The 24,679-nt window shown below is 67.0% G+C and carries 20 protein-coding genes and 1 other RNA gene; 1 reads left to right on the plus strand and 20 read right to left on the minus strand.

Annotated elements, in window-relative coordinates; all coding sequences use genetic code 11:
- Positions 1-18: 18 nt before the first annotated feature.
- Positions 19-843: a sulfite exporter TauE/SafE family protein gene (locus tag ACIQC9_RS09480; RefSeq protein WP_400614860.1), complete on the minus strand. Its 825-nt coding sequence runs from the start codon at positions 841-843 to the stop codon at positions 19-21.
- Positions 844-944: 101 nt separating this feature from the next.
- On the opposite strand from ACIQC9_RS09480, the gene ACIQC9_RS09485 reads away from it, so the two are divergent.
- On the plus strand, positions 945-1,865 hold the full coding sequence (locus tag ACIQC9_RS09485; RefSeq protein WP_400614863.1) for a hypothetical protein: 921 nt from the start codon (positions 945-947) through the stop codon (positions 1,863-1,865).
- 149 nt (positions 1,866-2,014) lie between these two features.
- Here ACIQC9_RS09485 and ACIQC9_RS09490 read toward each other — a convergent pair whose 3' ends face one another.
- The 19 genes from ACIQC9_RS09490 to rnpB all read right to left on the minus strand — a co-directional run bounded on the left by ACIQC9_RS09490 (position 2,015) and on the right by rnpB (position 24,679).
- The gene (locus ACIQC9_RS09490) at positions 2,015-2,236 is read right to left on the minus strand and encodes a hypothetical protein (protein WP_400614866.1); all 222 of its coding nucleotides are present in this window, start codon (positions 2,234-2,236) and stop codon (positions 2,015-2,017) included.
- Between the two features lie 12 nt (positions 2,237-2,248).
- Positions 2,249-2,569: a hypothetical protein gene (locus ACIQC9_RS09495; RefSeq protein WP_400614868.1), complete on the minus strand. Its 321-nt coding sequence runs from the start codon at positions 2,567-2,569 to the stop codon at positions 2,249-2,251.
- Positions 2,570-2,761: 192 nt separating this feature from the next.
- On the minus strand, positions 2,762-3,211 hold the full coding sequence (locus ACIQC9_RS09500) for a hypothetical protein (RefSeq protein ID WP_400614871.1): 450 nt from the start codon (positions 3,209-3,211) through the stop codon (positions 2,762-2,764).
- 1 nt (position 3,212) lies between these two features.
- On the minus strand, positions 3,213-3,452 hold the full coding sequence (locus tag ACIQC9_RS09505; protein WP_400614873.1) for a hypothetical protein: 240 nt from the start codon (positions 3,450-3,452) through the stop codon (positions 3,213-3,215).
- Between the two features lie 725 nt (positions 3,453-4,177).
- Positions 4,178-4,975 (minus strand): DpnI domain-containing protein, encoded by a 798-nt coding sequence (locus ACIQC9_RS09510; RefSeq protein ID WP_400614875.1) that lies wholly within the window; start codon positions 4,973-4,975, stop codon positions 4,178-4,180.
- 99 nt (positions 4,976-5,074) lie between these two features.
- Positions 5,075-6,508 carry a deoxyguanosinetriphosphate triphosphohydrolase family protein gene (locus ACIQC9_RS09515; protein WP_400614877.1) on the minus strand — a complete coding sequence of 478 codons (1,434 nt, stop codon included), beginning with the start codon at positions 6,506-6,508 and terminating at the stop codon, positions 5,075-5,077.
- 299 nt (positions 6,509-6,807) lie between these two features.
- Complete coding sequence (uvrB, locus tag ACIQC9_RS09520) at positions 6,808-9,153, minus strand: excinuclease ABC subunit UvrB (RefSeq protein WP_400614879.1); 2,346 nt, start codon at positions 9,151-9,153, stop codon at positions 6,808-6,810.
- 86 nt (positions 9,154-9,239) lie between these two features.
- The gene (locus ACIQC9_RS09525) at positions 9,240-12,614 is read right to left on the minus strand and encodes a class I SAM-dependent DNA methyltransferase (protein WP_400614881.1); all 3,375 of its coding nucleotides are present in this window, start codon (positions 12,612-12,614) and stop codon (positions 9,240-9,242) included.
- A 208-nt stretch (positions 12,615-12,822) separates the two neighbouring features.
- Positions 12,823-13,905, minus strand: coding sequence for an undecaprenyldiphospho-muramoylpentapeptide beta-N-acetylglucosaminyltransferase (murG, locus tag ACIQC9_RS09530; protein ID WP_400614884.1), 1,083 nt, complete (start codon positions 13,903-13,905; stop codon positions 12,823-12,825).
- A 6-nt stretch (positions 13,906-13,911) separates the two neighbouring features.
- Complete coding sequence (locus tag ACIQC9_RS09535; RefSeq protein WP_400614886.1) at positions 13,912-15,090, minus strand: putative peptidoglycan glycosyltransferase FtsW; 1,179 nt, start codon at positions 15,088-15,090, stop codon at positions 13,912-13,914.
- A complete protein-coding gene (murD, locus tag ACIQC9_RS09540) occupies positions 15,087-16,475 on the minus strand; it encodes a UDP-N-acetylmuramoyl-L-alanine--D-glutamate ligase (RefSeq protein ID WP_400614887.1) in 1,389 nt (462 codons plus the stop codon). Before murD ends, ACIQC9_RS09535 begins: the two co-directional genes overlap by 4 nt.
- Positions 16,476-17,585 carry a phospho-N-acetylmuramoyl-pentapeptide-transferase gene (gene mraY / locus ACIQC9_RS09545; protein WP_400614890.1) on the minus strand — a complete coding sequence of 370 codons (1,110 nt, stop codon included), beginning with the start codon at positions 17,583-17,585 and terminating at the stop codon, positions 16,476-16,478.
- A complete protein-coding gene (murF, locus tag ACIQC9_RS09550; protein ID WP_400614892.1) occupies positions 17,585-18,988 on the minus strand; it encodes a UDP-N-acetylmuramoyl-tripeptide--D-alanyl-D-alanine ligase in 1,404 nt (467 codons plus the stop codon). The genes mraY and murF overlap by 1 nt, the downstream gene beginning before the upstream one ends.
- A complete protein-coding gene (locus ACIQC9_RS09555) occupies positions 18,981-20,435 on the minus strand; it encodes a UDP-N-acetylmuramoyl-L-alanyl-D-glutamate--2,6-diaminopimelate ligase (RefSeq protein ID WP_400614894.1) in 1,455 nt (484 codons plus the stop codon). Before ACIQC9_RS09555 ends, murF begins: the two co-directional genes overlap by 8 nt.
- The gene (locus ACIQC9_RS09560) at positions 20,432-22,171 is read right to left on the minus strand and encodes a peptidoglycan D,D-transpeptidase FtsI family protein (protein WP_400614896.1); all 1,740 of its coding nucleotides are present in this window, start codon (positions 22,169-22,171) and stop codon (positions 20,432-20,434) included. The genes ACIQC9_RS09555 and ACIQC9_RS09560 overlap by 4 nt, the downstream gene beginning before the upstream one ends.
- Positions 22,168-22,596, minus strand: a complete 429-nt coding sequence (locus ACIQC9_RS09565) for a cell division protein (RefSeq protein WP_400614898.1) — start codon at positions 22,594-22,596, stop codon at positions 22,168-22,170. The genes ACIQC9_RS09560 and ACIQC9_RS09565 overlap by 4 nt, the downstream gene beginning before the upstream one ends.
- Positions 22,593-23,546: a 16S rRNA (cytosine(1402)-N(4))-methyltransferase RsmH gene (rsmH, locus tag ACIQC9_RS09570; protein ID WP_400614900.1), complete on the minus strand. Its 954-nt coding sequence runs from the start codon at positions 23,544-23,546 to the stop codon at positions 22,593-22,595. Before rsmH ends, ACIQC9_RS09565 begins: the two co-directional genes overlap by 4 nt.
- A complete protein-coding gene (locus tag ACIQC9_RS09575; RefSeq protein ID WP_400614902.1) occupies positions 23,543-23,974 on the minus strand; it encodes a division/cell wall cluster transcriptional repressor MraZ in 432 nt (143 codons plus the stop codon). Before ACIQC9_RS09575 ends, rsmH begins: the two co-directional genes overlap by 4 nt.
- Positions 23,975-24,301: 327 nt before the next feature.
- An RNA gene (gene rnpB / locus ACIQC9_RS09580) (RNase P RNA component class A) lies at positions 24,302-24,679 on the minus strand.

Raw genomic sequence — 24,679 nt, forward strand, 5'->3', positions numbered from 1 at the left:
CAGGGGATCCATTCGTCCCTAAAGCGCCTTCACCACCACCGACAGCGCCGTCCCGACCATATAGACGGCGAAGACCTTGCGGAGCATCCGCTTGTCCAGCCGGTGAGCCAGCCGCGCGCCCCAGGGCGCCGTCGCCGTGGTCAGCACGCCCATCACCAGCGCCCCCGGCAGGTTAACGTAGCCCAGCGAGAACGGCGGCCGGCCCACCGCGTCCCAGCCGAACACCACGAACCCCAGCGCCGCCGCCCCGCCGATGGCGAGGCCGAAGCCCGAAGCGGTGGCGACCGCCTGATGGATCGGGCGGCCGCACAGGGTCATCATCAGGCCGCCGAAGCTGCCGCCGCCGATGCCCATCATCGCCGACAGCCCGCCGATCACCGAGCCGACGATCCGCCTCAGCCAGCCGGTGGGCAGGTCCCGCCGGAGCACGAACCGCTCCGGCAGAAGGCCCAGCTGCAGGCCGATCAGGGCCAGACAGACGCCGTAGACGATCGCCAGCCCCTCCATCGACGCCACCCCGGCGATCGCCGCCCCGATCAGGGCCCCGACCCCGACCCAGGGCGTCCAGGCCTTCAGCACCTGCTCGTCGACCGCGCCGTGGCTGCGATGGGCGTGGAGCGAGCGCCAGCTGGTGGCGACGATGGTCAGCAGGCTGGTGCCCACCGCCACGTGCAGATTGCTCTCGCCGCCCACGCCCAGCACCTCGAAGGCGTAGAACAGCGCCGGCACGATCACGGTCCCGCCGCCGACCCCGAACAGCCCCGCCACGATCCCCCCGGCCACCCCCGCCGCGACGAGGGCGGCCAGCAGGGTCAGGAGCTCGGGCAGGGGAAGGGCGGTCATGCGTCCGCTCTAGCCGGGCCGGCGGCCCCGGTCATCCTCGCCCGGGGCAACCCCCGGCCGTTCCACCCGTTTCCCCAGCCGAACATTCCTTCGGAGCCCCCATGACGCCGACCAAGACCTTCATTCTTTCGTCCACCGCCGCCCTCGCGCTGGCCATGGGCGCAGCCGCCCCGGCGCTGGCCCAGACCAACACCACCACGCAGGAGCCCACCCAGCAGCAGGAGCGCATCGGCGCCATTCTGGGCGCCCTGTTCGGCGACCGGCTGGGCGTGACCACCTCGATCGAGTCCCAGTGGGCCGCCGGCCGCACGCCGCTGCTGACCCAGCGCAGCCAGTTCGAGACCCGCGTCGACGCCGACGTCCGCAACCGCACCCTCAGCCAGGCCACCGGCACGCGGCTGAAGGCCGACTACGCCGCTCTTGTGGAGCTTGAGACCCGCTACGGCGCCGACCGCCGCTTCACGACGCAGGAGCGCAACGATCTGGCCGACCGCTACGGCGCCCTGACCCAGGTGCTGGCCGACGGCGGCTATGCTGACGGCGGCTACAACAACGGCGGCTCCAGCACCGCCTCGGTCGCCGACGGCCGGACCGAGTTCAACCGCCGCGTTGATGCCGCCGTCTCGGCCCGCCGTCTCAGCCGCACCGAGGGCACCCGCCTGAAGACCGACTACTCCGCGCTGGTCACGATCGAGGCCGGCTATCTGCGCGACGGCCAGATCACCGCCCGCGAACAGCAAGACCTCGACGCCCGCCTCGATGCGCTGGACGCCCGCGTGGGCGACGTCGGCTACGGCGGCGGCTCCACGGTCCAGACCCCGACCGCCCGTCTTGACGCGGTCCTGCGGGCCCTGCCGTCTGCCGGCCTGTCGACCACGGCCCAGACCCAGCTGCGGGTGGAGCACGAGGATCTGAACCGCCTCGCCGCCGCGTATGACCGGTTGAGCCCCACCTCCGACGAGCGCGCCTATCTGGAGCGCCGCATCAGCGAGCTGGAAACGCGGGCGCGCGTGAGGCGCTAACGGCCTTCTCCCTCCCCGTCCCGGGGAGGGTGGTCGCGCAGCGACCGGGTGGGGACGGCCCCGCAGGGCAGCCGGCTTGTTTTGTCGGGCCGCCCCCACCCGTCGTCGCTTCGCGCCGACACCCTCCCCGAACGGGGAGGTAGAGCGCACTACCACCCCATCGGCCACCCCTCCGCCTTCCCCTCCGGGATTCCCATCTCCTCTCGCCACGTCTCCCGGTTGGCCTCCAGCGTCAGCCGGTCCATCTCCTCCACGTCCTTCAGCCAGCCGTTCTCGTCCCACAGCACCCGCGTCCACGGCCGCGAGCTCGTCCAGTGGCGATCCTTCGCCGCCGTCTCTGGCCCCAGATGCTCGGCCCGCCACTTCAGCACAAAGCCCGCGTGCTACAGGGGCACCCGGTCCAGCGACCCGCCCCGGATCGCCTCCAGCAGCCTCAGCGCCAGCTCCCGCGTTTCCTCCCGCGTCCGTTCGAACTCATCCTCCTTGCGCCGGGCATAAGCTCGCCAGCCCTCGACCGGCTCCGGATCCGGATCGTCCGGCGCCCGCCTGCGCCACCCTTCCGACGCGCGCCGCCGCCACAGGTTGGCCAGCCCCACGTCATACCGCTGCGCCAGCGAAGCCCCCGTCTCCCCCGCCTCCCACCGCCGCTCCACCTCATCCCAGGTGTCCTCCGACCTGATCTTCTTCTCGGTCCATTGCGTCATGCGCCGAAAGTACAGCCAAGCTACGTCAGACGCGGTCGCACCCTTCTCCCCTCGGGGGAGAAGGTGGCCCGAAGGGCCGGATGAGGGGGCTCTATCCCCCGCCGCACTCCCCACAGCCAGTTCTCGTGTCCGGCAGCCCCCTCATCCGACCGGGCTCCGCCGGCCACCTTCTCCCCCAGGTGGAGAAGGCCGCTATTTCCCGAACCAGGCCCTCCAGTCCCGCCGGTCATACGCATCCCACCGCCAGTGTCGCCGCAACCGCTCCACCGCCAGCGTCCCGCCGACCTCCCACCGTTCCAGACACACGTCCGTCTGGTCCCGCGCGATCACCTCCAGCCAGGTCGCCGGCCCCCGGCACCCGGCGCAGCGGAACTTCCCCGCCAGCCACAGCTCCCCCAGCGCCACGCTGCGCGCCCGCTCAGGCAGCCTCCAGCTCTCGACCTGCTGATGCCGCCGGCACGGGGCGCAATGGATGTGCAGGATCAGCCGCCTGAGCCGCGCCGCCTGCAGGGTGACCAGCGGCTCCGGCTTGGGCGGCCCCATCGCCCGCGCCTGCGCGATCGCCGCGTTGCGCGCCCGGTTGCCCGACCCGCGCGGCTTGTCGTCAGGATGCCCGACCCATTCGTACCCGCGCCAGCTCATCTCACAGCCACCCGCACGGATTGTCCGGCCTCGGCCGCCCGACCACCCGGCTAACATGCGCCGCCCGCCCGCCGCAGCGACAGACGAACCGGTTCGACAGCCCGTCCTTCGGCCACCGGTCCTCGGCCCCGAACAGCGGCCTCGGCTCCAGCAGCGCCTCATGCCCGCAGAACGGCCTCAGACAGCGGATGTGCAGACGCACGGGCGGCGCGGGCTCACGCATGGGAACGATCACACTCATCTCTCGGGCGCCATCCGACAGGGCGGTGTAGCGCGGGAGGGAGCGGGAGTCAGGGGGAAATGTTCATGGTTTGTTTTGTGTGTGGACAGGCGTTTTCCCTTCCCGTCCGAGGGTAACAATCCGGCGGGAGAGGTTCGGTAAGCGTGTCGTGCCTATGAGTACGAAACTTGCGGGCACCGACGCGAACTCGACGTCCAACGCGGGCGGCCAATACCAGCGTTGAATTTCCGCTGCCATTTTTAGTGCTGCAATTTCCAACGCATCAAAGTACCGCACCAAAATGGCCCACGCGAAGTACGTCTCCATTATTGACGTATATAACGCTGAATGTAGTGTGGCCTTGTTCGCGACAAGCGAACGGCCTCCCAGCTTTCGCCAAGAGGCCGCCGGCCCGTCTCCTTATGGAAGGGAGAGTTGCGGTTGCAGACTTCCTTATGGAAGGGAAGTCAGGTCTGGGGCGCTGTCTTGCTTGACCGCTGGCGGCGCCTCCACCGCCCAACTAAAATCTCGACAACATGGCTCCGTCAACGCCGGAATGAACTGCGTGGTGAAGATATATTGTTTGACTCGGGTAAACGCTGTTGCGGCCTTGAGAATTTGCGCTTTCCCCCGGAGGCAGCGAGCCGGCTCTTGAGCTAATACTTGGTACCAAGCCTAACAATTTGTCAGCAAATATAGCGCCTAATCCTCTTAAGGTTCGGCCCGCAGCGAATCAGTTACCGCTGTCAAGCGCGGTACGAGCGCCGATACTTCCCGCGCCCATTGAACTCCAGCCATCCCCGATCGCGCAGCACCTGAAGCTGCTGCCTGATCTTCGGCCGCACGTTATTGTTGCCCGGATAGAGCGCCGCCAGCGCCGCCTCGTGCGCGTACACCTCGTCCAGCGTGAACTCCGGCTTCCCCACGGCCTCGACCGCATTCATCACCGCCAGAAGCCAGCCCCGCACCTCGACTTTCGTATCCCGCAGGAAGCGCGTCGCGCTCCACGCCGACCGCACCTCGGCCTTCGACACGCTCACGCCTTGCCGGATCAGGCTGATCCGCCCTGACGCCGGCACCTCGCCGATCAGGATGTTGCAGCCCTGCCAAGGCGCGCTTCTCCCCTTGGGCCACGTCGGTTTCTTCGGTTCGATGATCGCCAGCGTGAAGAAGTGGCTGGGGACGAGGATCAGGTCGGTCACCCGCTGCGTGGCATGGTCATAGCTCATGGCGAACAGGCTTGGATTGTTCGCCGCCGCCAGCCGGGCGGTCATCGCGCTGTAGGCGCCGTCGGTGATCTTGCGCCCGAGCGCGCCGCGCTTGGCCTTGAGCTCGTACTCCTCGCCGCAAGCCTCGCACCGAAAATCCGCAACAGGCGAGTTGTTCGGCAGTTGCGGTAGATGATCGGCTGCGCAGTTCGGGCAGAAGCCGTGCAGCGCCACCCATGCCTCCGTGACCAGACGCGCAGTCTGTCGTGGGCTTTTGAAGACCGCGCTCGGCTCCGCAAAGCCGAGATCACACCACTGGTTGGTATCGTCCCCCATCCACCCACCGTAGCGGGTGGACGGTCAATGGTCACTTGGGCCGAATACTAGTTATTGGCCGATTGCTAACAGCGGAACATCCCGCTACCCCTCCGAACTCTAGACCGGAACATGAACCGACGTAGTCGTTGCGCCAATCATCCGTGAATGCAGCGCCAATGCATATTGGTCTGTCATGCCGGCTATGAAATCGCAAACTGCCCGTGCCTTCTCTGCGTCTGTTCTCGCTTCTTGGAAAACGTATCGAACATCTTCTGGCATCATTTCGACACCCAAGTTTCCTTCATAGAGATTTCGCCAAAGCGACTTTACTATAAAAGTTCCCCGCTGTTCCGATATAGATATATTGGGAGATTTTACGACAAGAACGAATGCCAGATGCTTCAATGTTTCGACCATTCGAAGAACCTCAATTGGCATTCGAACTGTAGATAGCTTTGTTTTCCCCGTTTCCGACGGATTCCACTCAACATTATTTACAAACAGCTCAACCAAACCTGAGGTCAGATTTATTCTGTTTGCCGTCTTCCGCGCAACGTTTTCACTAGCATCATTAAGGAATCCGGCAAGCGCAAGAGCATTTGCAAATATCTGCTCGTTGCTTGCTTCTTCTTTGAACGGCCTTATGTATTCCTCTGGCATCTCAAAAAACGGATTATTAAGAATATCTCTTACGACGGCAGCGTAATCCTCATTTGTGAATTCGTCTGCGCCGGGATACCAATCCTTGATACCCTTCGTTACTCTTTTGCACACCTCTTCTGTCCGGTCTGGAGAGAGAGAAACCATATCTATTGGTGAGAAAAACCCACTCTTCAGAATATCTTCAAAATCATACGTCGCGTATGCGATGTCGTCAGAGATATCCATGATGGATGACTCGATGGTGATCCCCACCGAATCCCGACACTCTTCGTATGTCTTATCCAAGACGAAGTTGTACGCCTCTTCATCTGCCTCGTAGACGCCTTTATCAACCTTGCCTTGGGCGATCTTTTCCGAGTTCGGCCGCACGACGTGGTGTTTTTTGATCGTCGCCGCCATCGCACGCGCCGTCAGATTGAGGCCACAGCGACCATCTCGTCCTTCGATTTCAATTCGCTCACGTTTTTCTAGTCGCGACAGAATTCGAAAGGTCTGCGCGTTTCCCTCAAACCCTCCAGCATCCTTCATTAAGCCGTTCAACGCTCGCTCACCGATATGACCGAACAGCGGATGGCCCAGATCGTGCGCCATGCAGGCGAAGTCGATGAGGTCTAGATTCAGCGGGTCTGTGCTGAACGCTTCTTGCTCATAGTTGAGCCGACAAGCGATCGTCCGAGCGATTTTGGAGACTTCGAGCGAATGGGTCAGCCGATTCCGAAAGAAGTCATTTTCCCCCGCTGGGAAAAGTTGGGTCTTTCCAGCTAGGCGCCGAAAACTAGGAGAATGCAGGAGGCGCGATTGATCTCGTGACCAGTCCGTTCTGTACGCTTCGCTGACTTTGCGATCGACCGGTGCGCGCCGCTCTCTATCTTTGTCCGTGTAGAGCATGCCGCCGCGTGCTCTATTTTTTCTGGGACGGACTGCTCTGTGGCGTTGACTTCGCAACGCTTAGGAAAGCTGCGGTGACTCTCATCGCATGGGTTCTCACTGCCTGGCTGTTGGAGGAGCTAACTCCAACACGAGGAGACGCCTTGGGTGCACTGGTGGTCATCGTCGCCCTCGCCAAGTGATTCGTTTTCATTTTGGCAGAATCCTTACAACACATTGCCAAGCGCCATGCAAAAAACGCCGTGGATATCTAGGTCGTTGATCATATCGCCACTTGGCCACGAAGCGCCCAACAACACCTACAACCGCCCCTTCCTGAACGCCTCCGCCTTCTCCGCCGCCGCATCGGCCCGCCAGCGCTTCGGCGCGCTCTTGTCGACCTGCTCGCCGTCCCCCGTCAGGGCCTCGTTGGCGAACTCCAGATCGAGCATCTTCATGCGTTTGATCTCGTCGCGCAGGCGGGCGGCCTCCTCGAACTCCAGGTTGGCGGCGGCGTTGCGCATGCGGCCTTCCAGATCCTTGAGGGCGGCCTGGAAGTTGGAGCCGGTGAAGGGCTTTGCGGCCTCGGCGACGCCGGGGCGGGTCAGCTTGTCCATCTCGCGGCTCTCATAAGGGCTGGCGAGGATTTCCTTGATGTCGCGCTTGACGCTTTCGGGCGTGATGCCGTGTTCGGCGTTGTAGGCTTCCTGCTTCTCGCGCCGGCGGTTGGTCTCGGCGATGGCGCGCTCCATCGAGCCGGTCATGCGGTCGGCGTACAGGATGACGCGGCCGTCGACGTTGCGGGCCGCGCGGCCGATGGTCTGGATCAGCGAGGTCTCGGAGCGCAGGAAGCCCTCCTTGTCCGCGTCGAGGATGGCGACCAGACCGCACTCGGGGATGTCGAGGCCCTCGCGCAGCAGGTTGATGCCGATCAGGCAGTCGAATGAGCCGAGGCGCAGGTCGCGCAGGATCTCGATGCGCTCGAGGGTGTCGACGTCGGAGTGCATGTAGCGGACGCGCACGCCCTGTTCGTGCATGTATTCCGTCAGGTCCTCGGCCATCTTCTTGGTCAGGGTGGTGACGAGGCTGCGGTAGCCGTTGGCGGTGACCTGCTTGACCTCGTCGATGACGTCGTCGACCTGGTTCCGCGTGGCGCCGCTGACCGGGCGGATCTCGACCGGGGGGTCGATCAGGCCGGTGGGTCGGATGACCTGTTCGGTGAAGACGCCGCCGGTCTGTTCCATCTCCCACGGGCCGGGGGTGGCGGTGACGAAGACGGTCTGGGGGCGCATGGCGTCCCACTCGTCGAACTTGAGCGGGCGGTTGTCGATGCAGGAGGGCAGGCGGAAGCCGTACTCGGCCAGCGTCGACTTGCGGCGGTAGTCGCCGCGGTACATGCCGCTGATCTGGCCGACGGTGACGTGGCTCTCGTCGACGAACAGCAGGGCGTTGTCGGGGATGTATTCGAAGAAGGTGGGCGGCGGCTCGCCCGGCGCGCGGCCGGTCAGCCAGCGGCTGTAGTTCTCGATGCCGGCGCAGGAGCCGGTGGCCTCCATCATCTCCAGATCGAAGCGCACGCGCTGTTCGAGGCGCTGGGCCTCCAGCAGCTTGCCGTTCTCGACCATCCAGTCGAGCGTCTCCTTCAGCTCGGCCTTGATGCCGGTCATGGCCTGATTGAGCGACGGGCGCGGGGTGACGTAGTGGCTGGCGGCGTAGACGGTGATCTCCTCCAGATCGGCGGTCTTTTTGCCGGTCAGGGGGTCGAACTCCTGAATGCTCTCCAGCTCGTCCCCGAACAGCTGGATGCGCCAGGCGCGGTCCTCCATGTGCACGGGGAAGATCTCCAGCACGTCGCCGCGCTTCCTGAACATGCCCCGCTCGAAGGCGGCGTCGTTGCGCTTGTACTGCAGCGCGATCAGGTCGGCCCGCAGCTTGGACTCGTCGATCTGGTCCCCGACCTTCAGCGTGAAGGTCATGGCCGTATAGGTCTCGACCGAGCCGATGCCGTAGATGCAGCTGACCGAGGCGACCACGATGACGTCGTCCCGCTCCAGAATCGCCCGCGTCGCCGAGTGGCGCATACGGTCGATCTGCTCGTTTATGGAGCTGTCCTTTTCGATGTAAGTGTCTGATTTCGGGACATAAGCTTCGGGTTGATAGTAGTCGTAGTACGAGACGAAATACTCGACGGCGTTGTCGGGGAAGAAGCTCTTGAACTCGGAATAGAGCTGGGCGGCGAGGGTCTTGTTGGGGGCGAGGATCAGGGCCGGGCGCTGGGTCTGTTCGATGACCTTGGCCATGGTGAAGGTCTTGCCCGAGCCGGTGACGCCCAGCAGCACCTGATCGCGCTCGCCGGTCCTGGCGGTGGCCACGAGTTCGGCGATGGCGGCGGGCTGGTCGCCGGCGGGGGTGTATTTCGTCTCCAGCCGGAAGGGGATGTGCTTGCGGTCCTGCGGCCGGTCGGGGCGGTGCGGGACCCAGTCGTCGGGCTTGCCGGGCGCTTCTTCCGGCGTCAGGCGCGGGCCGGCGACCGGCGCGAACATCGGCATGCGGCCGCCGGGGCCGTCCGGAATGAACGGCGCCTGGGCTTCCTGCAGACCGGAAACGTGGACGGGTTTGGACGATTTCGGCCCGGACTTGGCGGACGGGGTCGAGGAACGGTTCATGAACGACAATCTAGGCGCGGGAGAGGGGCTGCGCCAGTGAACGTCCGGGCGGCGGTATTGGCTGCTGACAGCAGGGTGGCGGGAAGTCAGCCGCGTGCCGAGATCCACCGGCCGTCGTCCAGCCGCTCGACATGACCATAGCGGTGCAGGGTCGTCAGCACGCGGTCGATCCGGCTCAGCCGCACGCTGCCGCTGAACCGCCGGGCGAGGTCGCGCGGGGCGGCCGGACCGCCGAGCTGGGACAGGGCGAGTTGCAGGGCCAGCGGCTGCTCATAGCGTTCGGACGGGAATGCGGGGCGACCCGATCGCCGGTCTGACTGGGTGAAGACCATCTCCGGCGCGTCGACCCCACGGGCGGCGCCTCCTGCGCGACCGCGCTGGATTTCCGGTCGCAGCCAGCGCACCTGTCCCCGTCGCTCTTCTTCTGCGCGCACGCGGTTCAGAGCGGCGAGGGCGGCGACGGCGTCCTGCTGATTGACCCAACCCCAGGCGGCGGCTGCGAGCTGGTCGATCTCGTCGTGCAACTCGCGCAGGATGACGATCTGCGTCCGTCGCGCCTGTTCCTCCTGCCGGGTCGTGAGATGACCGGCGCGTGATCCCTCCAGCAGATTGTAGAGACCGGTCAGGGTGAGATCCGGGTTCTCGTCCAGCATGCGGCGGCGGGTGTCGTTCAGGGCCTCGCCCGCCGCCGCGAGCCGTGACCAGGCTGGACCCGCGGGCGGGAAGGGGAAGGGATCGAAACAGCCGGTCTTGGTGTAGCGCGGCCGGTCTTCCAGCTTGCCGCCGCGCGCCCGACACCATTCGGTATGCCAGCGGCTGGACAGGATCGCCAGCACCGCGGGGTCGTCCGAGGCGACGCAGACCAGCATGTTGTCCGGCAGGATGGAGGCGTCGAGAAACTGGAAGACCCGGTGCTTGGCCGTCTCGACGGTGGCGATGTAGCGGGTCAGGCCATCCAGCGCGGGACGGAGGTCCGCCCGCGGTTCGCCGAAAATCCACCAGTTGTCGCGATACGCCGGCCTCGGGTTCACGTCGCGACCGATGGGGCGGCCGTCGTCGTCGCGCGCCTCTTTCACAGTCTCGACCAGATGGGCGTAGACGGCCGGGAAGCGCTCGCGCACGTCCTGTCGTTCCAGTCCGAACAGGTCGATCACCAACGCGTCGCGGGAATGGCCGGTCAGGTCCCGGCCGTTGCGGTAGGGCCGGATGTGCGCCCCCAGATCCTGCACCCGTCCGAGCCCCAGCTCGGCAGCCTTCGCCGGTGAAACGATGAAGCCGGAGCCGTGCAGTTTGACGCCCGGCGAGCACAGGCCCGCGTTGGCGCGGAGGGCGGCCGCGCGGGACGCATCGGCGCCGATGCTGAGGTCGGCGTTGATCCTGCCGGATGTGCTGGTCATCGCGATGACAGGGGTGTCGGTGTCGAGATGGGTCTCGGACGCCACCCGCATCAGCGCCCCCTCCCGAACGCCAGCTTCGGCCACGGTCATGGCGATGCGCACTGCGGCGCTGTCACGGGTCGCCCTTGTCCACGGATGATCCGGCACGGCGTAGATCAGGCTCAGCGGACGCGGGCCGGACAGATGCCGGTCCAGCGTCCGGCGCTGGAAGACCTGGGTGATCGAGTTGGTGGTGACGAAACCGAACCGCCGCAACGGAGACCCCGGCTGTGTCAGTATGGCGGCCGCGTGGTCCCACCAGTACATGACGAAGTCGGCCGCATCGTTCATCTGCGGGTGGGCTGACCAGAGTGCTTCCGCATAGCCTTCATGCAATCGGGACCTCAGGTCCTTGCCGCCGATGAAGGGGGGATTGCCCACGATGAAGTCGGCGTCGGGCCACGCCGGACGGCGCGGGTTTGGCCAGACCTGTCGCGGGCCATTATCGGCATGCTGAAAGATGACCTCCGGAGCGCCATCCCAGTCGAGGACGGCGTCACGATGCTGGATGTTGCCGTGCGCGCGCAGGATCGGCTCGGCCGGATGGCCGCTGTGGCTGCGATAGTGCTGCTGCAGGAAGCCGATCCACAGAACCAGTTCCGCGATCGCGGCGGCGCGCGGGTTGATCTCGATGCCGATGAACTGACGGGGGCTGATCGTCTCAAGGCCCAGACGATCCGTCTCGCCGAGATCGGTAAGGGTTTCCAGCACCTCATCCTCAAGCCGTTTCATCAGCTCGAGGCAGACATAAAGGAAGTTGCCCGTGCCGCAGGCGGGGTCCAGCACCCGGATACGGCACAGGTCCGCGTGGAAGCCTCTGGCGATCCGGACCGCGCCGCGCCCATCGCCCTCGTCCCGTGCCTGTTCGATGCGGGTCAGCACGCGCCGCCAATCGGCTCGAAGCGGCTCCATGACTGTGAGTTCGACGAGCCGTTCGACATAGCGACGGGGTGTGTAGTGCGCGCCCAGCCTCCGCCGCTCGGCGGGCTGTAACGCGTGTTCCAGAAGCGCTCCGAAGATCGCCGGCTCGACCCGCCTCCAGTCGTGACGCGCGGCGATCAGAAGGCGTCGCAGCTCCGCCGCGCCGAGCGGGAAAGCCCGGGCGTCCGCGAACAGTCCACCATTGATGTGAGGCAGGTAGCAGCTGAAACCGGAATAGAAGCGGCCGGCATGGTCCGGATCGTCGAACTTCGCCCACAGGTCGGTGAACATCGGCACGAAGCTGCCGGGCGACCGGATGCAGTCCTCGAACAGACTGGCCAGCTTGGCTTTATCGATCAGGCCCACATCGGCGGCGAAGATCGTGAAGATGCAGCGCATGAGGAAGTGGGCCACGGCCTCGGGATCGTGCCCCTGACGCTCAAGCGCGCGGGAGACCACGACCAGTTCGTCGATGATGTCGCGCGTCACAGCGGCGGCCGTGCGGGTGGGGTCGAGACTGGCCGGATCGGTCCAGATGGCTTTCAGCCGATCCTGGATCGCGGGCTGCGCAAGCTCCGCGTGAGTGAACCGGAACCGGTTGCGATCGGGAAAGGGCGCATAGCCGCGACCCGTCCCGGTGAAGTCGGCCCAGAGTTCGAAGCTGCGGGCGACGTCGCAGATGATGATGAAGGGCGGCGTGGCGTGGTCGGACGGCAGGTCGGCGACATAGGATTTCGCCTGGGCGCGCGCGTTCCGCATCAGGGCGTCCCACACCCGCCCGCCGTGGGCCTGCAACAAGTCGGGTTGTGGTGGACCGTCCTCGAACGGTGCGGCCTTCGGGCCGATCCAGCGCGACTGTTTGGCCTCAAGGACGAAGCAACCGCGCTTGTAGAGGTCGATCCGGCGTGGGTGGCCGAGGCCATCCAGCGAACCCCGGACGGCGCGTTCGAAGACGTAATCGTTATCCCGGGTCTCTGCGCTGGCCGGATCCGGCGTCGGCAACCCCAGCGCCGTTAGCAGCTCCACCAGATAGAGCGGAGCGTTACCCCGTTCAGCGCCGCCAGCGCAGTGAGCCCACTTTTCTATGAACGCCGGCAAATCCATTGTACGCGCTCGCACAATCTACGGGACCCCCACCATTCGCACCACTTTAGATTGTAAGGTCAAGCTTTAATCTCGCGCAGTCTGCCCTCCCCTCGGCCCCCCGCTTCGCAGACTGGCATTGCACGCGGCAGCTCGACTGGTCGTTCCGACAGCCCGATCGAACCATCGAACTGGGTCGCAGAAAGGACGATTGTCGCCCGGGTGCGACCTAGGCGGCGGCCTCGACCATGTCAGCCAGCCGCGCCGTCGCGTCCGGCAGCGCCGCCGACCGCGCGCCGGCGCTCATCCCGGCCAGACGGGCAGGATTGGACAGCAGGGGCTCAAGCGCCGCCGTCATCGCCCCGACGGTCACCTCATCCTCCAGCATCACCACGGCCCCGCCGGCATCGGCGAGACTCTGCGCGTTGAAGCGCTGATGGTCGTCCATGGCGATCTTCAGCGGGATCAGCAGCGACGGCAGGCCCGCGACCGCCAGCTCTGAACAGGTCGAGGCGCCCGCGCGGCCGATGAGCAGATGCGCATCCGCCAGCCGCGCAGCCATGTCGCGGAAGAAGGGCGCGACCTCAGCCTTGATCCCCGCCTCAAGATAGATCTGCCGCGCCGCCTCCAACGATTCGGGACGAGCCTGCTGGGCGACGGTCAGCCGGGCGCGGATCGCCTCAGGCAGGGCCGCGAGGGCGAGCGGCGTCGTCTCGGCCAGAATGCGCGCACCCTGACTGCCGCCGGTCACGACGACATGGACCGGCCCACCGTCCACAGGCGCCGCGAACGGCCGTTCGAACAGGGCGCGGATGTCCGGGCGCACGGGATTGCCGATCAGCTCAATCGTGGTCCCCATCCCGTGCGGGACCTTCTGCAGATTGGGGAATGACGCCGCGACCGCCCCGACGTAGGGCGCCAGCCAGCGATTGGTGCGTCCCAGCACCGCGTTCTGTTCATGCAGCAGCGTCGGCCGTTTCTGGCTGAGCGCGGCCAACAGCGCCGGCGCCGAAGGATAGCCGCCGAACCCGACCACCACGGCCGCATCCAGTCGCTTCAGCGCCGTCCGCGCCTTCAGAACGCCCTTCAGGATCGCGACCCCGGCCTTGGCCATGCCGATCGGCCCGCGACCGGTCGCGGCGTCCAGCGCCAGCCGTTCCTCGGCGGGAAAGGCGTGGGCATAGGCCTCGCCCCGGCTGTCGGTGGCCAATACGACGCGCCAGCCACGCGCGGTCAGCTCTCGCGCCAACGCCTCGGCGGGAAACATATGGCCGCCGGTGCCCCCGGCGGCGACGACGCAGGTTCTGGACATGGCGACCTAGGGCAGGATGCGCCGGCGGTCCGGCAGGGTGGCGCCCGGCTCATAGGCGCCGGGGCGTTTGCGGGTCAGGGCAAGTGCGAACCCCATCGTCAGCCCCATGGCCAGCATGGAAGAGCCGCCGTAGCTGATGAAGGGCAGGGTCATGCCCTTGGTCGGGATCAGGTTCAGATTGACCGCGATGTTGATGCAGGCCTGCAGGCCGATCAGCATAAACAGGCCAGCCGCCGCGATCTGCTCGAAGGGATCGTTCAGCTTCATCGCCTTGCGCATGCCGCGCAGCACGATGAAGGCGTAAAGGCCGATCATCACCAGACTGAGCACCAGACCGAACTCCTCGGCTCCGACCGAATAGATGAAATCGGTGTGCAGGTCGGGCACCCGCCGCTTCATCACGCCTTCGCCGATGCCGCGCCCGACCAGACCGCCGGCGCGGATGGCTTCAGAGGCGCGGTCGATCTGGAAGGTGGCGTCCCGGTCGGTCGAGCCGTGCGCGGTCAGGCGGTCGCGGAAGTGGCTAAAGCTGAAGAAGATGCCGACCAGCCCGGCTCCCCCCGCCGCCGCCAGCGCCGCCACCCACTTCAGCGGCACGCCGGCCATGAAGAAGACGGCCATGAACGTTGTGGTGATCAGCAGCGTCTGGCCGATATCCGGCTGGATCAGCAGCAGCAGAACGGTCAGGATCCACGCCCCGAAGGCGATCGACACCCCGGGAACGCCCTGCCCTTTTTGGGTCTCGGCGAACATCCAGGCGGCGAAGACGATCAGGCAGGGTTTGGCGAACTCGGACGGCTGCAGGCTCAGCGGCCCCAGATTGATCCACCGCGCGGCGCCCTTCACCGTGTCGCCAATGAACGGCAGCAGGGCCATGACGACGATGGCGCCCAGCAGTCCCAGAACCGCAATCCGCCGCACGCCGCGTGGCGACAGCAGCGACGTCGTCAGCATGATCCCCAACCCGCCGGTCGCATAGACGATCATGCGCCACGAATAGTGGAACGGGTCGGTAATCGACTCATCGGCCAGAATGGCGGCGGGACTCGATGCGAAACTCAGCGCCACGCCAAGCGCCATCAGGGTCAGCGCCGCGCCGAGGATGGCGCGGTCCACCGTCCAGAACCATTTGGCGATCGGGCCTTGGTCCAGACGCGAGAAGGCGGGGCTGTAACCATGGCTCATGCGGCGCTCGCGGGACTGGCGCCGAGGCCGAGAACGGCGGCGCGGAACGCCTCGCCACGGGCCTCGAAGTCGGGAAACTGGTCAAAACTGGCGGCGGCCGGGGACAGCAGCACCACCTCGTCACGCCCGGTCGCGGCGGCGGCTTCGTAGGCCTGCTGCACCGCCGTCGCCATGTCGCCGCTGATCCGGTGCGGCGTCTCTCCCAGCCGCGCGGCGAACGGTCCCGCCGCCTCCCCAATCAGGAAGGCCTCGACCACGCGAGGGAACAGCTCTTCCAGATCGTCGATGCCGCCCTGCTTGGCCCTGCCGCCCGCGATCCAGAAGCTGCGCTCATAGCTCCCCAGCGCCTGCCGCGCCGCGTCGGCGTTGGTGGCCTTGGAGTCGTTGATGAACCGGACGCGCCCGAGGCGGCCGACTTCTTCCATGCGGTGGGCGAGACCGGGGAAGGAGAGCAGCCCCTCGACGGCGGCGTCATGCGACACGCCCAGCGCTCGAGCGGCTGCGTAGGCGAAGGCGGCGTTCTGGGCGTTGTGGCGTCCGGGAAGAGACCGCGCGGTGCGAGTATCGGCGGCGATTTCACCATCGATCGAAATGATTCCATAGACAGCCGCCACCCTGCCTTTCCCCTTCACGGGGGAAGGGATCCGGGTACTGACCTCGACCGCATTCAACTTCGCGGCCAGCCCTTGGCCCCAGCTTTCGTCAACGCCGATCAGAGCCACGCCGTCCGGCCCTTGCGCCTGAAAAATCCGCGCTTTCGCCGCAACGTACCCCTCCATTCCGCCATGCCGATCCAGATGATCTGGCGAGATGTTCGTCAGGATCGCCACGTCCGGCGCGAAGCTCGTCGTCAGGTCCAGCTGGTAACTGGACACCTCGATCACGTAGACCGCGTCCGCGGCCGGCGCGGGAAGCGCCAGCACCCCGATGCCGATGTTGCCGCCTACGTGCACCATCAGCCCTGCCTGCTTAAGCACCCAGCCGATCAACGCCGTCGTCGTCGACTTGCCGTTGGTGCCCGTAATGGCGACCACGCGGGGCCGCTCATCCTCCGACAACGCCGCGAGCGCCCGGGCGAAGAGCTCGATGTCGCCGATGATCTCCACCCCGGCGTCCCGCGCCTTGTCGACTGTCCAGTGCGGCTTCGGATGGGTCAGCGGCGCGCCCGGCGACAGCACCAGCGCGGCGAACCCGGACCAGTCCGCGACCGTCAGGTCCTCGACATCGAACCCTTCCGCTTCCGCCTGCATGCGGCGGGAGACGCTGTCGTCCCACAGCACCGGCAGCGCGCCTCCCGCCTTCAGCGCGCGCGCCGCTGTCAGTCCCGACCGTCCGAGGCCGAAGACCGCGATGCGCCGCCCCTCGAAGCCGGGAACGGGGATCATCTATCTGAGCTTCAACGTCGCCAGACCGGCGAGCGCCAGCATGGCCGAGACGATCCAGAAGCGGATCACTACCGTCGACTCCGGCCACCCCATCTTCTCAAAGTGATGGTGGATCGGCGCCATCAGGAAGATGCGCTTCTTGGTGGCCTTGAAGTAGGCGACCTGGATCATGACCGAGGCGGCCTCGGCCACGAACAGGCCGCCGACGATGCCAAGCACCAGCTCGTGCTTGGTCGCCACCGCGATCGCGCCCAGCGCGCCGCCGAGGGCCAGCGAGCCGGTGTCGCCCATGAAGATCTTGGCCGGCGGGGCGTTGTACCAGAGGAAGCCGGTGCCGGCGCCGATGATGGCGGCGCAGAAGATGGCCAGCTCACCTGCGCCCGGCACGTGGTGAACGCCGAGGTAGTCCGAGAAGATGAAGTTGCCGACCAGATAGGTGATGATCCCGAACGCCGCCGAGGCCATCATCACCGGCACGATGGCCAGTCCGTCCAGCCCGTCCGTCAGGTTCACGGCGTTGGAGAAGCCCACGATCGTGAACGCCGCGAAGGCCACGTAGAACCAGCCGACGTTCAGCAGCACCGCCTTCAGGAACGGGAACGCGATCGAGGTCTCCAGCCCCGGCGAGGTCGGCGACACCGTCATCCACAGCACGGTCATCACGCCGGCGATCACGGAGACGATCACCTGCGCGACCAGCTTCTGCTTTGAGGTCAGCCCCGCCGAGGTCTGCTTCGTCACCTTGGCGTAGTCGTCGATGAAGCCCAGCACGCCGAACGCCGCCGTCACGAACGAGACGATCCAGATATACGGATTGGTCAGGTCGCCCCACAGGAACACCGCCACCGCGATGCCCGCCAGGATCATCAGCCCGCCCATGGTCGGGGTGCCGACCTTGGACAAATGGGTGACCGGGCCATCCGAGCGGATCGGCTGGCCTTTGCCCTGCTTGACCCGCATCCAGGCGATGAACCGGCTGCCCATGGCCACCGCCACGATCATCGCCGTCGCCATGGCCAGCGCGACCCGCACCGTCTGGTACTGGACCAGATTGAGCAGCGGATAATCCTTCGCCGCGTCCTCAAAGGCGAGATAGATCAGGTAAAACATCAGCCAGCCCCTCCCAGAGCCGCCAGCGCCTTCGCGACCAGCGACGCCTTCGATCCGTTCGATCCCTTGACCATGACGATGTCGCCCGCGCCGGCCAGCACATCGGCCTCGGCGGCGAGTTCGGCGGCGGTATCGCGCCACAGGCCGCGCCGCGATTGCGGAAGAACGTCGTACAGCGCCTTCATCTCCGGCCCGGCGGCGTGGACCATGTCCAGACCCGCCGCATCAATGGCGTCGGACAGACCTTCGTGCAGCGCCCGCGACTGGTCACCCAACTCCAGCATGTCGGTCAGAACCACGATCCGTCGCCCGCCCGCCGACACCGGCTTCGCTCCGAGGCTGCGGAAGCCCGCCGCCATCGACAGCGGGTTGGCGTTGTAGCTCTCGTCGATCAGGGTGAAGGTCCCGCCCGGCGCGGACACCGCCATCGTCTGCCCTCGCCCGGCCAGTGGCTGGAACGCGGCCAAGGCTTCCAGTCCGGTCTCCAGCGAGACGTCGAGCGCGTCGAGCATCAGCAGGACGCACAAGCTGTTCGGCCCCCAGTGAAAGCCCGACTGGCTCAGCGCATAGTCAAACCGTTTGCCGAACAGATCGGCCGTCACCTTCGCGCCGCCCTCGAAGGGCTGGAAATCGATCAGCCGGGCGTCGCAGCCGACGTCGGAGCCGAAGGTCAGCGGTCGCGCGCCCAGCGTATCCGCCGCCTCGGCCAGCACGCGTGCGAATGGATTGTCGGCGTTGAACACTGCCGTCCCGCCCTCGACCAGACCTTCGAAGATCGACGCCTTCTCGCGCGCCACCCCGGCCTCGCCGTCCGCGAAAGCCTCGATATGCACCGGTCCGACGGTGGTCACGCACGCCGCATGCGGGCGCACCATCTTCGACAGCGGCGCGATCTCGCCCGGCGCGTTCATGCCGATCTCGAAGACCGCCCGCTCGACCGAGCGCGGCATCCGGGCCAGCGTCAGCGGCACACCGATATGGTTGTTGTAACTCTTGATCGACGCATGCGCCGGTCCCGCCAGATCCAGCCCGGCCTTGATCGCCTGGGTCACGCTGGTCTTGCCGACGCTGCCGGTCACCGCCCCACGCTTTACGTGCGGACTACGGTCGCGCGACGCCTGCCCCAGCGCCTCCAGCGCCCGCAGCGTGTCGCCCGTGACGACAAAAGGCCCGCCCTCGACAGGTCGTTCGGTGATCGCGCCCGTTGCGCCCGCCGCGAAGGCCGAAACCGCGAACTCATGCCCGTCCCGCGCGCCCCTCAGCGCCAGAAACAGGTCGCCCGGAACGATTTCGCGACTGTTGTAGGTCACGCCGTTCGCCTCGAAGGCCGGGCCGGACAGATGTCCTGACGTGGCGGCTTCGATTTCGGCGGAGGTCCAGAGCGGCGGTGTCGTCTCAGGCATGGATACGCAGGGCTTCGGCGGCTTCGGAGGCGTCGTCGAACGGGTGAGTCGTTCCGCCGACGATCTGACCCTGTTCATGCCCCTTTCCGGCGATGACCACCACATCCCCGTCGCCCATCATGTGGATGGCCGCGCGGATCGCCTCGCGGCGGTCGCCGATCTCCTGCGCCGACGGGCAACCTTCGCGCACCGCCCTGCGGATCGCGGCCGGGTCTTCCGAGCGGGGATTGTCGTCGGTCACGATAGCGACGTCGGCCAGTCGGCCCGCGATCTCGCCCATCAGCGGTCGTTTGCCCCTGTCCCGATCGCCGCCGGCGCCGAACACGACGATCAGCCGTCCCGCCGCATGCGGACGCAGCGCCTTCAACACCGTCTCCAGACCGTCCGGCGTGTGGGCGTAGTCGACGTAGACCTCGCCCTTCGCGGCGCCGGGGATGCGTTGCAGCCGCCCCTGCGCCCCTTCGATCCGCTCCAGCGCGGCCAGAACCTTGCCGGTCTCTTCGCCCGCCGCGATGCACAGACCCGCGGCGACCAGCGCGTTCGACGCCTGAAACGCCCCGGCCAGCGGCAGCAGGATGTCATGGGTCTCGCCCCGCACCTCGATGGTCAGCCGCTGCCCCTCGGCCACCGCCTGACGGGCCACCAGCGTCAGGTCCCGCCCCCGCTCACCCACGCCCATGACGCCCAGCCCCGACATGATCGAGGCGGCCGCGAAGCTGTTGTAGGCGTCGGAATCCGCGTTCAGCACCGCCGTCCGTCCGCGCGGCAGCAGCGTCTCGAACAGGCGCAGCTTGGCGGCGCGATAGCCGTCCATGTCGCCGTGATAGTCCAGATGGTCCTGCGTCAGGTTCAGGAACCCGGCCGCCGCCAGCGTCACCCCGTCCAGCCGCCGCTGGTCGATGCCGTGCGAAGACGCTTCCAGCGCCAGATGGGTCACGCCCTCGCCGGCCAGCTGGGCCAGCAACCGCGCCGCATCCGCCGCGTCGGGGCTGGTCAGGCCGGGGCCGGTCAACGCCTGATTAACGTTACCCGTCTGTTTCAAAACCCCGAGGGTGCCCATGCTTGCGGATGAATAGCCGCACTGGGCCCAGATCTGCCGGCAGAAGGCGGCGACCGAGGTCTTGCCGTTGGTCCCCGTCACCGCGACGCAGGTCCGGGGCTGGCTTCCGTAGAAGCTTCGCGCTGCGATCGCATAGGCCCGCCGCACGTCGCCCGACGTCACGAGCACAGGCGCCAGCCCGGAGTCCGTATCGGCTGGGGCAAGCACCGCCGCTGCGCCCTGCGACAGGGCCTGCGGAATGAAGGCCCGTCCATCCGCCGCCGTGCCCGGCAGGGCGACGAACAGGCTGCCGGGCGCGACCCGGCGGCTGTCGGCGGTGACGCCGGTGATCTCGGGATCGGCGGGCAGATCGCGCCGCAGCAGATGGGACAGGCGAACCGAACTCATCGTCCGTCGCCCTCCACATCCTCGAACTGCGGGACCTTGTCGCCCAACGCGGTGCGATAGGCGTCGTCGCGGCGCTGGACGTTCAGGAAGGGCGCGATGCGGTCGGCGATGCGGCCCACGGCGGGTGCCGAGGTGAAGCCGCCGGTCTTGGGATAGGCGCCCGGCTCGTCGACCAGCACCAGCACGGTGTAGCGGCGCGTGCCCACCGGACCGTCGGCCGGGAAGACGCCGGCGAAGGTGCCGACCGCGCTTGCCGGGCTGTAGCGGCCGTTGACCAGCTTGTTGGCCGATCCCGTCTTGCCGCCCATCCGCAGGCCCGGCGCCTCGGCACGGCCGCCCGAGCCGCGCGCCACGTTACGGCGCATCAGGTCCAGCAGGGTCAGCGAGGTCTGTTCCGAAACCACCCGGCGCGGCTGCACGCCGGGCAGGCCGCCCTTGCGCAGGGTCAGCGGGCGGTAATAGCCGCCGTTGGTCAGCGCATTCATCGCCGCCGTCATCTGCAGCGGCGTGATCATGATGCCGTAGCCGAACGACAGCGACGCCAGCGTCGTGTCGTCCCACTGCCGCGGCCGCGTCGGTTTGGCGCTTTCGTGCAGCTCGATCGGCGCGGCGTCCATCAGGCCGAAGCGGGTGAAATAATCCCGCATCACGCTAGGCCCCATCTCGACGGCGAGACGCGAGGTCCCGATGTTGGACGAGTGCAGATAGACCTCTTCCAGCGTCAGCACCTTGTTGGTGGCGTGGAAGTCGCTGATCCGGCGATTGCCGATCATGAAGGCCTTCGACGCGTCGAACATCGTGTGCATGTCCGCCCGGCCGGTATCGAGGCCGGCGGCGACGGTGAAGGTCTTGAACACCGACCCCATTTCATAGTGGGCCGATGTCGCTCGGTTCAGGCCGTCCTCGGCCGGCCAGCTGGCCATCGCCAGAATCTCGCCGGTCTGAACGTCTGACACGATGGCGACCGCGCCCTTGGCCTGATTTTCAGCGGCGGCGCGCGCCAGCTCGTTCTCGACCACGCCCTGGATGCGCAGGTCGATCGACAGCGGGAAGCTCTGCCCCGCCAGACCCGCCTCGCGGATCTGGGCGTTGAAAGCCAGCTCGGCGCCCGTGACGCCCTGCCCGCCCGTGTCAGCCATGCCGAGCACGTGCCGCGCCGAACCGTTCAGCGGATAGACGCGACGGTCCTCCGGCTCGAACGTCACGCCGCCCAGCGCGAGATCGTGGATTGCGACCTTCTCCTGCGGGGTCAGGCCCGGCATGACGATCAGGCGCCGGTCGCCAAACAGGACCTTGCGCAGCTTGGCGCTCGGCACGCGCGGCAGCGCGCGCTTGATCTGCGTCAGGGCCGCCTGACGATCCCACACCTGCGCCGGGTCGATGTAGAGGCCGTAGTGGGTGATGTCGGTGGCCAGCAACGCGCCGTTGCGATCGACGATGTCGGCCCGCACCACCGCGTCGGGATGCGCCAGGGCTCCGCCGGCCGCCTTCGGCTTCAGCAAGGCCGCATTCGCCGCGCCCAGCGCCAGGCAAACAAAGACCACCGAGAACATCGACAGGATCAGGAAGATGCGGACGCGCGTGTCTTCTTCCGGACGGGCGTCCGCCCGGGCGCGGCCGAAGGCGTGCTCGATCGTCCAGATCGCCTCGGTCAGCCAGCGCCATGACGGCATGTAGCGACGGACGGCGGGATCTCGGACCGGCCGGTCCCAGGCGTGGGGATCGTGAACGCTCATCGCTCGTCCTCCGCGGCCTGAGGGGCAACGGGGGCCGGTGCAGCAGCGGCGGCAGGCGTCGGCGGCGTGACGACGGCGATAACCGGCGCCGGTTCAGGCGCGGGCTTCAGCTCCGGCAACTGGGCTTCGCTGGCCTGACGACGGACATCGACCGGCGCAAGGCCCGCGCCGCGCGACAGCTCTTCCAGACGACCGGGCTGCTCCAGCCGGGCCACCTCGGCGCGCAACAGGCGCACGCGCTGGCCGTTGTCGGCGATCTGGCGCTCGAGGTCCGAGATGCGGGCGCTCTCGCGCGCCGCGCCGGCCTTGGCGACATAGACCGAGAAGATCATCGCCCCGACCATGGCCACGCCGATGATCTCGACCCAGCGGATGCCGCGGACCTTCCAGTCGAACACCCGTTGCAGGATCAGCGGCGCGGTCATGCGGCGATCCTCCCCCACGGGGCTGCGTCGGTGCGGACGGCGGCGCGCAGGCGGGCCGAGCGAGCGCGCGGATTGGCGGCCAGCTCGGCCTCGCCGGCCTCGCGCGCGCCCTTGAAGCTGAGCTCGAAGCTGGGTTTGCGGGTCTCGACGGCGACCGGCGCGTGACGCGAGCCGCCCGGCGAGTTGCCGGTCCGCTCGGTCAGGAAGGCCTTCACGATCCGGTCTTCCAGCGAATGAAAGGTGACAACGGCCAACCGGCCGCCCGGCGCCAGCGTCGCCTCTGCGGCCTCAAGACCTGCGCGCAATTCGCCCAGCTCGTCATTGACGGCGATACGCAGCGCCTGAAACACCCGGGTCGCCGGGTGGATGGCGGCGCCGCGACGGCCGCCCAGCGCCTTCTCAACCACGGCGGCGAGGTCCAGCGTCCGCTCAAACGGCGCCTCGACCCGGCGGCGCAGGATGGCGGTCGCCACCCGGCCGGACTGGCGCTCGTCGCCGTACAGCTTGAAGATATGGGCCAAGGGCCCGTGCTCCCAGGTGTTGACGATGTCAGCTGCGGTCTCGCCCTCATCGGACATCCGCATGTCCAGCGGCCCGTCGCGCATGAATGAAAAGCCGCGCTCTGCCTGATCCAGCTGCATCGATGACACGCCGATGTCGAACACCACCCCGTTCAGCCGAGGCTCGCCGGTTTCAGCGAAGGCGTCGGCCAGTCCCGAGAAGGGCGTGCGGATCAGGCGGAACTTGCCCGGGTGGTCGTTGGCGACGGCGTCGGCGTGCGGCTGAACCGTGGGATCACGGTCTAGGGCGATGACCGTCGCGCCGGTGTTCAGGATGGCGCGCGTATATCCGCCCGCGCCGAAGGTGGCGTCGATGATCACATCGCCGGCGCGCGGCTCCAGCGCCTCAAGCACTTCATCCAGCAGAACGGGCGCGTGGGGCGACGTCATTCGCCCCCCTTCAGCACGCGGCTGGCCAGCGCCCGGCGGCCCGGGTTGCGTTCAACGAAGCGGGCGCGGTCCCAGATCTGGAAGCGACGGCCCTTGCCGACCACCACCACGTCCGAGGTCAGTCCCGCCGCCTCGCACAGGGATTCAGGCAGGGTGATGCGACCGCCGCCGTCATAGGCCAGCTGGCGCTGCCCGCCGTAGAAGGCTTCTTCCAGCGCATCCCGCTCCTCGCTGCCGAACGGCAGGGCCTCGATGCGTTGTTCGTAGAGTTCTGTCAGGGCGTCGCCGCCGGCCTCAAGGCAGTCGTCGGTCACCGCCAGCAGGCAGTAGACCCCCAGCTCTACGCCGGAGACGGCGGTGCGAAACTCCTGCGGAATTTGCAGGCGGCGCTTTCCGTCGAGTTGTTTCTCCCACGTTCCGAGAAACACGCCTGCCCTACGGACCCCTCGGCCCGCCCCCTCAATCCCTGTCGTCGCCCACCGCGACCGCACCCCAAATCACGCATCTGGGATAGCATGGGACAGATTGGGTCACAATGGGATCAGAGCCGCGAGTTAACCAGTTTTCGCGCGCACATTGCCTTACTCACAAGAACATACACCGAACATCCCAAGTATAGCGCGCCTGTGGATAACCCGCCCTCGCATCCAGCGTTGAAATCGTTAACGGCCAAGCTTGCGCCGACGGTCGAGGATTGGCCGACCCGCCCTCAAGCAGCGAGCGACCGTGTCGCTCGCGATAGGGCTCTAAAAAATAATGCCAGACGGCCTGTAAGCCGGGTTCTGTTCCGTCCGGAGACGGCGACGATCATTCCTCTGGGCCGGCCATTGCTGACCGGCTCTCGCGACCTACCCGGACGCCTCGGGCGGTGAACCCTGCGGCCGAAACCGCGCGACGTCCCTATTCGGTCTTGCTCCAGGCGGGGCTTGCCATGCCGTCCCTGTCGCCAGGTCCGCGGTGGGCTCTTACCCCACCCTTTCACCCTTACCGGCCTCGAAAGGCAGGTGGTTTGCTTTCTGTGGCGCTATCCCTCGGGTCGCCCCGGGCGGAGGTTATCCGCCGCCTTTTCACCGTGGAGCCCGGACTTTCCTCGACCGGAGCATAACCCCGACCGCGACCGCCCGGCCGTCTGA

It is taken from the genome of Brevundimonas sp. NPDC092305, from assembly GCF_044755415.1.
In the GTDB taxonomy this organism is placed as follows: Bacteria; Pseudomonadota; Alphaproteobacteria; order Caulobacterales; family Caulobacteraceae; genus Brevundimonas.

Bases quoted from the DNA above. Each gene is read 5' to 3' on its own strand.
- rsmH (WP_400614900.1), bottom strand. From the start codon at position 23,546: ATGACGTCGCCCCACGCGCCCGTTCTGCTGGATGAAGTGCTTGAGGCG.
- ACIQC9_RS09565 (WP_400614898.1), bottom strand. From the start codon at position 22,596: ATGACCGCGCCGCTGATCCTGCAACGGGTGTTCGACTGGAAGGTCCGC.
- ACIQC9_RS09500 (WP_400614871.1), bottom strand. From the start codon at position 3,211: ATGAGCTGGCGCGGGTACGAATGGGTCGGGCATCCTGACGACAAGCCG.
- mraY (WP_400614890.1), bottom strand. From the start codon at position 17,585: ATGTTTTACCTGATCTATCTCGCCTTTGAGGACGCGGCGAAGGATTAT.
- murF (WP_400614892.1), bottom strand. From the start codon at position 18,988: ATGCCTGAGACGACACCGCCGCTCTGGACCTCCGCCGAAATCGAAGCC.
- ACIQC9_RS09510 (WP_400614875.1), bottom strand. From the start codon at position 4,975: ATGGGGGACGATACCAACCAGTGGTGTGATCTCGGCTTTGCGGAGCCG.
- ACIQC9_RS09480 (WP_400614860.1), bottom strand. From the start codon at position 843: ATGACCGCCCTTCCCCTGCCCGAGCTCCTGACCCTGCTGGCCGCCCTC.
- ACIQC9_RS09525 (WP_400614881.1), bottom strand. From the start codon at position 12,614: ATGGATTTGCCGGCGTTCATAGAAAAGTGGGCTCACTGCGCTGGCGGC.
- ACIQC9_RS09535 (WP_400614886.1), bottom strand. From the start codon at position 15,090: ATGAGCCATGGTTACAGCCCCGCCTTCTCGCGTCTGGACCAAGGCCCG.
- ACIQC9_RS09505 (WP_400614873.1), bottom strand. From the start codon at position 3,452: ATGAGTGTGATCGTTCCCATGCGTGAGCCCGCGCCGCCCGTGCGTCTG.
- ACIQC9_RS09485 (WP_400614863.1), top strand. From the start codon at position 945: ATGACGCCGACCAAGACCTTCATTCTTTCGTCCACCGCCGCCCTCGCG.
- ACIQC9_RS09495 (WP_400614868.1), bottom strand. From the start codon at position 2,569: ATGACGCAATGGACCGAGAAGAAGATCAGGTCGGAGGACACCTGGGAT.
- murD (WP_400614887.1), bottom strand. From the start codon at position 16,475: ATGATCCCCGTTCCCGGCTTCGAGGGGCGGCGCATCGCGGTCTTCGGC.
- ACIQC9_RS09515 (WP_400614877.1), bottom strand. From the start codon at position 6,508: ATGCTCTACACGGACAAAGATAGAGAGCGGCGCGCACCGGTCGATCGC.
- ACIQC9_RS09560 (WP_400614896.1), bottom strand. From the start codon at position 22,171: ATGAGCGTTCACGATCCCCACGCCTGGGACCGGCCGGTCCGAGATCCC.
- uvrB (WP_400614879.1), bottom strand. From the start codon at position 9,153: ATGAACCGTTCCTCGACCCCGTCCGCCAAGTCCGGGCCGAAATCGTCC.
- ACIQC9_RS09555 (WP_400614894.1), bottom strand. From the start codon at position 20,435: ATGAGTTCGGTTCGCCTGTCCCATCTGCTGCGGCGCGATCTGCCCGCC.
- murG (WP_400614884.1), bottom strand. From the start codon at position 13,905: ATGTCCAGAACCTGCGTCGTCGCCGCCGGGGGCACCGGCGGCCATATG.